The organism is Mycobacterium sp. (assembly GCF_049802695.1).
In the GTDB taxonomy this organism is placed as follows: Bacteria; Actinomycetota; Actinomycetes; order Mycobacteriales; family Mycobacteriaceae; genus Mycobacterium.
The window spans coordinates 1-6,773 of record NZ_JBARMY010000277.1; the positions used below are offsets into that span (position 1 = coordinate 1).

5 protein-coding genes and 1 pseudogene are annotated in these 6,773 nt (G+C 65.9%); 3 read left to right on the forward strand and 3 right to left on the reverse strand.

Going from position 1 to position 6,773, the window contains the following annotated elements:
- Together WA317_RS11325 and WA317_RS11330 are read left to right on the forward strand one after the other, a co-directional pair.
- A pseudogene (locus WA317_RS11325) lies at positions 1–141 on the forward strand (GuaB3 family IMP dehydrogenase-related protein); the annotation flags it as partial.
- A gap of 85 nt (positions 142–226) precedes the next feature.
- Complete coding sequence (locus WA317_RS11330) at positions 227–1,963, forward strand: GMC oxidoreductase (protein WP_425173115.1); 1,737 nt, start codon at positions 227–229, stop codon at positions 1,961–1,963.
- Positions 1,964–1,982: 19 nt separating this feature from the next.
- Here the strand turns inward: WA317_RS11330 and WA317_RS11335 are convergent, their stop codons facing one another.
- Positions 1,983–2,897, reverse strand: a complete 915-nt coding sequence (locus tag WA317_RS11335; RefSeq protein ID WP_425173116.1) for a TauD/TfdA dioxygenase family protein — start codon at positions 2,895–2,897, stop codon at positions 1,983–1,985.
- A gap of 83 nt (positions 2,898–2,980) precedes the next feature.
- Here WA317_RS11335 and WA317_RS11340 point away from each other — a divergent pair, with 83 nt between their 5' ends.
- Entirely contained in the window at positions 2,981–3,550 is a 570-nt protein-coding gene (locus WA317_RS11340) for a TetR/AcrR family transcriptional regulator (protein WP_425173117.1), read from the forward strand.
- 14 nt (positions 3,551–3,564) lie between these two features.
- Here WA317_RS11340 and WA317_RS11345 read toward each other — a convergent pair whose 3' ends face one another.
- On the reverse strand, positions 3,565–5,943 hold the full coding sequence (locus WA317_RS11345; RefSeq protein WP_425173118.1) for a glycoside hydrolase family 65 protein: 2,379 nt from the start codon (positions 5,941–5,943) through the stop codon (positions 3,565–3,567).
- On the reverse strand, positions 5,940–6,686 hold the full coding sequence (locus tag WA317_RS11350) for a beta-phosphoglucomutase family hydrolase (protein WP_425173119.1): 747 nt from the start codon (positions 6,684–6,686) through the stop codon (positions 5,940–5,942). The genes WA317_RS11345 and WA317_RS11350 overlap by 4 nt, the downstream gene beginning before the upstream one ends.
- Positions 6,687–6,773 lie beyond the last annotated feature (87 nt).

The following is a 6,773-nucleotide window of genomic DNA, read 5'->3' on the forward strand; positions in this document are numbered from 1 at the left end:
TTGGAGCAGGTCCTCAACGGCCCTTCCGACGACCCGTTCGGTTCGCTGAACCTGGTCGGCGGGCTGCGCCGATCGATGGCCAAGGCGGGCTACTGCGACCTCAAAGAGTTTCAGAAGGTCGGGCTGACTGTCGGCAGCTGAGCGGGATGCGCCGAGTCACGCCAGAGTGGCGATGAAAACGCAATACTCCTACCAGCGCTTGTTACCGGTCGGTCATAATGGTGCGATGAAGCCGGATTACGACGTCCTGATCATCGGTTCGGGGTTTGGCGGCAGCACCACAGCGCTGCGGCTGACGGAGAAGGGTTACCGCGTCGGCGTGCTCGAAGCCGGCCAGCGCTTCGCCGACAAGGACTTTGCCAAGACCTCCTGGGATTTGCGCCGCTTCCTGTGGGCGCCCAAGCTGGGCTGCTACGGCGTTCAGCGCATCCACCTGCTGCGCGATGTGATGATTTTAGCCGGTGCTGGGGTCGGTGGCGGCTCGCTGAACTACGCCAATACCTTGTACGTGCCCAACGAGCCGTTCTTCGCCGATAAGCAGTGGTCGCACATCACCGACTGGCGTGCCGAGCTCATGCCGCACTACCAGCAGGCGCAGCGGATGCTGGGCGTGGTCCGCAACCCGACCTTCACCGACGCCGACCGCGTCATGAAGGAGGTCGCCGACGACATGGGTATCGGCGACACCTGGGTGCCCACGCCGGTCGGGGTGTTCTTCGGTCCGGACGGGCAGAAGACGCCCGGCAAGACGGTGCCCGATCCGTACTTCGGCGGTGCCGGACCGGCGCGCACCGGTTGCCGCGAAGTCGGGGAGTGTATGACCGGCTGCCGGCACAACGGCAAGAACACACTGGTCAAGAACTATCTGTACCTCGCCGAGTCCGCCGGCGCCGAAGTCCACCCGATGACCACCGTGACCGGCTTCGAACAGCGGTCCGATGGTCTGTGGGAGGTTCAGACAGTGCGCACCGGTCGATGGATTCGCAAGGAGAAGCGCACCTTCACCGCATCTCACCTGGTGCTGGCCGCCGGTACCTACGGCACGCAGCGCCTGCTGTTCAAGATGCGCGACAAGGGCAAGCTGCCCGGACTGTCCGAGCGGTTGGGTATGTTGACCCGCACCAACTCCGAGGCGATTGTCGGAGCCGGCAAGTTCAAAGTGGATCCGAATCTTGACTTGACGCACGGGGTGGCGATCACGTCGTCGATTCATCCGACGTCCGACACCCACGTCGAGCCCTGCCGTTACGGCAAGGGCTCTAACGCGATGGCGCTCCTGCAGACGCTGATGACCGACGGACCGGGCCCCGGCGGCACCGACGTGCCGCGCTGGAGACAACTGATCGCGACGGCCAGCCAAGATCCGCGCGGCACGCTGCGGCTGCTCAACCCCAAGCAGTGGAGCGAGCGCACCATGATCGCGCTGGTCATGCAGAACCTGGACAATTCGATCACCACGTTCACCAAGCGCGGCAAGCTGGGCATTCGCTGGTTCACCAGCAAGCAGGGCCATGGTGAGCCGAACCCCACCTGGATCGCGGTCGGCAACGAAGTCACCCGGCGAATCGCGAAGAAGATCGACGGCGTCGCCGGCGGCACCTGGGGCGAGCTGTTCAACATCCCGCTGACCGCGCACTTCCTCGGCGGTGCGGCGATCAGCGATACCCCCGAGGAGGGCGTCATCGACCCCTATCACCGCGTGTACGGGTACCCGACGCTGTCGGTGGTCGACGGCGCGGCCATTTCGGCCAATCTCGGCGTCAACCCGTCACTTTCGATCACCGCGCAAGCCGAGCGGTCTGCCGCACTGTGGCCGAACAAGGGCCAGCACGACCTGCGGCCGGCGCCGGGCGAGCCCTATCGCAGGCTCGAGCCGATCCCGCCCGAGCATCCGGTGGTGCCCGCCGACGCGCCGGCCGCGCTGCGTTGGATACCGATCCAGCCGATCAGTTCGGCGGGCTGACACCCGTCCGGCGCGCGCTTCAGCTTGCGACCGCCTCCAGCGGGGCGCCGTTGACCACGCGGCTGCGGTGGCCGTGCACGCTAACGGGCACATCGCCCATCAGCGTCACCCGGTGCATCAGCCGGTACTGGTCGTCATAGTCGTCGATCGCCCGGTGCTGGGTCGCCCGGTTGTCCCAGATAGCCACGTCACCCGGCTCCCAGTTCCACCGAATAGTGTTCTCCGGCATGGTGATTCGGCGTTGCAGCAGTTCGAACAGCACGTGCGACTCGTGGCTGTCCAGGCCGACGAAGCTGCGGACGAAATCACCGGCAACCAGGGTACGTTCGTCGGTTTCCGGGTGCACCCGCACGACCGGATGTTCAGTGCGAAAATCCGGCTTCTCGAACACCTGCCGGAACGCCCGTTGCGCGTCGGTCATCGCGGACTCCTGCTCGGTCGGCACGTAGTCGTAGCGGTTGGTGTGCAGCGCCCAGAGATTCTCGACAAGGCACTTCAATGGTTCGGGCAGCCCGGCGTAGGCCGCCGCGGTCGAGGCCCACAGGGTGGATCCGCCGTAGCTGGGCAGTGTGACCGCACGCAGTACCGAGGCCGATGGGTAGTTCGCGACGAACGTGACGTCAGTGTGCCAGCGCGTCGCTTTGCCGTACTCGGAGTTGATCGGCGTGATGATCGGGGCCGTGCCGGCGGCCAGCATTGCCGCTGCCGGGTGGCCGATCGGCGTGCCCAGCAAGCCGGCGAACGCGAGCTGCCCGTGGTCCTCAAGATGGTTTTGACCCCGAAAGAAGATGACCTTGTGGGACAACAGCGCCCGCCGGATCCCGTCAACCGTGCCGGCGTCCAGGTCGCCGCTCAGGTGTGCCCCGTCAACCCGGGCGCCGATGCGGCTGCCCAACTTCGTCACGGTCAGTGGAGTAATTGCAGAAGTGGTCATCGCGGCTCCTCACCTCGAAGCACGGCTGATACCGGCCAATTGTAGTCACTTGACTACACATGCGTATCCGCTACTGTAGTCATGTGACTACGCGCGTGTCAACGTCCAAACGGCAAGACGCACCGCTCGGCCGGGAAGAAGTGGCCGCGGCGATCCTGACCGCCGCCGCCGAGTTGTTCGCCGAGCACGGTCCGGCCGCCACATCGATCCGCGACATCGCCGCGCGCTCGAAAGTCAACCACGGGCTGGTTTTTCGTCATTTCGGAACCAAGGAGCAACTGGTCGGCGCGGTGCTCGACCACCTGGGCGCCAAGATGACCGAGCTGCTGGCCGGCGGGGTGCCGGCCGAGCAGATCGAAGCTGCCGCCGATCAGCAGTTGCGGGTGATGGCCCGCACCCTGCTCGACGGCTATCCGGCCGGCCAGCTGCAGAAACGCTTCCCCAACGTCGCCGCACTATTCGAGCAGGTTCGTCCACGCCACGACAGCGATGCCGGCGCACGATTGGCGGTTGCCAATGCGCTCGCACTGCAATTCGGCTGGCGACTGTTCGAGCCGATCCTGCGCTCGGCAGCCGGTATCGACGAGCTGCCCACCACGGATCTGCGTCGTGCTGTCGGCGAAGAAATGGCGCGAATCCTCCAACCGCGCTGATCCGCCCAGCTGGCTCACTGTTGTTTCGGAGTGGCTACCACGCGGTGGTGCATCGGCTCGCGGCCGGGCGGCTGCGACGGGGGCGCCAGCAGAGGCTTGCGCGGCCGCACCGGCACGGTCGTCGACTCCTCGGTGCTCAGCGTGAGCTCCTCACCGGCATGGCGGATCGTGAGTTCTTCACCGTCAGGCCCGTCGCGCAACGTGTAGGTCACCTCGTCGTGGCTGGCGCAGACCGTCAACCGAAATCCCCGCCACCGCAACCGGAATCGCAGGCACGCAAACGCATCCGGCAGCTGCGGGTCGAGCCACAGCACGCCCTCGTCGTCGCGCAGGCCACCGAAGCCGGCGACCATTGCGGTCCAGGCGCCGGCCAGCGACGCCATGTGCAGACCGTCGCTGCTGTTGTGGTGCAGATCGCGTAAGTCGATCAGCGCGGCCTCGTAGGCGTAGTCGTGCGCCAGCTCCAGATGGCCTACCTCAGCGCACATGACCGCCTGGGTGCACGCCGACAACGACGAGTCGCGCACCGTGCGGGGCTCGTAATAATCGACGTTGCACGCCTTCTCTTCGGGGCTGAACGCATGGCTCTGCCACTGCATCGCCAACACCAGATCGGCCTGCTTGATCACCTGCGAAGGGTAGAGCCGCACATACGGCTCGTTGAGCAGCAGCGGATATTTCGTGTGATTCTCGAAATCCCACTCGGCGAAGGTGGTGAAGCCTTCGCACTGCTGGTGCACGCCCAGCTCTTCGTCGAAAGGAACGGCGGCGGCATTGGCCGCGTCGCGCCAGGCCGCGGTCTCCTCGGTGTCGACACCCATCGCGCGCGCCTTTTCCGGGTACCGGCTGCATGCGTCGGCGGCTACCCGCAGGTTGTGCGCCGCCATCAGATTGGTGAACGTGTTGTCCCGCACGATCGCGGTGTACTCGTCAGGTCCGGTGACACCGTCAATGTGCCAGACGCCGTGCCGGTCGTGGTGACCCAGCGAGCGCCACAACCGTGCGGTCTCGATCAGCACTTCCAGGCCGTACTGCTCTTCCAGCGACTGGTCCCCGGTGACAATGCGGTACCGCTCGAACGCCATCGCGATGTCGGCGTTGACGTGAAACGCCGCCGTGCCGGCCGGCCAGTAGCCCGAACACTCCTGGCCCCGGATGGTCCGCCACGGAAAAGCCGCGCCGGCCAGGTCGAGTTCGGCCGCGCGTTCCCTGGCCAGGTCAAGAGTGGATGCCCGCCACTGCAGCGCGTCGGCCGCCGCATGCGGTGCGGTATAGGTCAGGACCGGGAGAACGAATCCCTCGGTGTCCCAGAACGCGTGCCCGTCGTACCCGCTGCCGGTGAGGCCCTTGCCCGCGATCGCGCGGACTTCGGCCCGCGCGCTGGCCTGCAACAGGTGAAACAGCCCGAACCGCACCGCCTGCTGGATCACCGGGTCGCCCTCGATCTCGACGTCTGCGCTGTCCCAGAAGTCGTCGAGGTACTCCCGCTGCGTGTCGAGCAGGCCCTGCCACCCGCAATAGCGCGCGCCGGTGATCGCGGCCGCGGCCTGGTCGCGCAGCGCGGGACGCGAGCGCAGACTCGACCAGCCGTAGGCGAGGTACTTGACTATGCGCAACTTCTGCCCCGGCCGAAGCCCGCAGATGACGGTGGTGCGGGCCAGATCCGCACGTACTTCGGTGCTGACCTCGACGCGTCCGGGCACGTCGATCTCGTGGTCCATCACCGCGGCCATCATCAATCCGCTGGTTCTGGTGCGATGCATCAGCAGTGCACCAAGGTCGGTGGAGGACTCATGGTCGACGGCCTCGAGCGGGTTGTCCAGCACCGCCGCTACCCGCGGATCACCGGACGTCTGCGGCTGGTCTTCGTTGCTCACAAGCTCGGATTGCAGGGTCACGCGGACGAAGTCGTCGATTGCTTCGACCACGTACTCGATGGCCGCGACGCCGCGCTGGGCCAGCGACACCAGCCGGGTCGACACTATTTTCACCTGCTTGTCCGCCGGTGAGCGCCAGTGCGCCCTACGGGTCAGCGTGCCGGCGCGCAGATCCAGTGTGCGCTCGTGCTCGATCAGTTCGCCGTAGCGGACGTCGAACGGCTCGTCGTCGACCAGCAGTCGGATGATCTTGCCGTTGGTGACGTCGACGACGGTCTGACCGGCTTCGGGAAAGCCGAACCCCGCCTCCGCGTAGGGAAGTGGCCGCACCTCGTAGAACGAGTTGAGATAAGTGCCGGGCAAACCGTGCGGCTCACCCTCGTCGAGGTTGCCGCGCAATCCGATATGCCCGTTGGACAGCGCGAACAGCGACTCCGACTGCGCCAGGATGTTCAGCTCGAGCTTGATTTCCCGCACCCGCCAGGGCTCGATGGGGAAGGCGTCCTCGGTGATCATGAATCGTCATCCAGCAGGTCGGCGAGATCTTTGACGACGACGTCGGCGCCGTTCTCGCGCAGTTCGTCGCCCTGATCGTGCCGGTCGACGCCCACCACGTAGCCGAAGTTGCCGGCGCGACCGGCCTCCACCCCGGAGATGGCGTCCTCGAACACCGCCGCCGCACCGGGTTCGACGTCGAGCAACTCGGCTGCCCGCAGATACGAGTCAGGAGCCGGTTTGCCTTCGATGTGCTCCTCACGCAGCGTGATGCCGTCCACCCGCTGCTGGACGAACTGGTCGAGATCAGCGATCTCGAGCACGTCGCGGGTGTTGGCGCTGGACGAGACGACGGCGATGGCCAGCCCAGCCTCCTTGACCGCCTCCAGGTAGCGCCGCGACCCTTCGAAAACCTTGACACCGTCTTCGTGCAGCGTCTTCTGAAACGCATCGTTCTTGCGGGTGCCCAGGCCGTGCACGGTGTCGGCGTCGGGCGGATCGTCGTCGTCGCCTTCGGGCAGTTCGATGTTGCGGCTTTCCAGGAAGGACCGGACGCCGTCTTCCCGTGGCTTTCCGTCGACGTACTGCAGGTAGTCGGATTCGGGGTCGAACGGGACGAACTCTTCGCCCTTCTCATCGGCGCGTTTTCGGAGAAAATCGTCGAACATGGCCTTCCAGGCTCTGGTGTGCACGCCGGCGGTGTCGGTGAGCACACCGTCGAGATCGAACAGGCAGGCGTGCACGGCATCCGGTAGACCTAGCACAGGCACCTCGCTTTCGGCTCGCGGCAGTTCTTTCGCTGTCTACTTCACCATGCCAGCCTGCCGTGGACAGCGGGTTCGCGCTTACTG

Bases quoted from the DNA above. Each gene is read 5' to 3' on its own strand.
- WA317_RS11335 (WP_425173116.1), bottom strand. From the start codon at position 2,897: ATGACCACTTCTGCAATTACTCCACTGACCGTGACGAAGTTGGGCAGC.
- WA317_RS11345 (WP_425173118.1), bottom strand. From the start codon at position 5,943: ATGATCACCGAGGACGCCTTCCCCATCGAGCCCTGGCGGGTGCGGGAA.
- WA317_RS11330 (WP_425173115.1), top strand. From the start codon at position 227: ATGAAGCCGGATTACGACGTCCTGATCATCGGTTCGGGGTTTGGCGGC.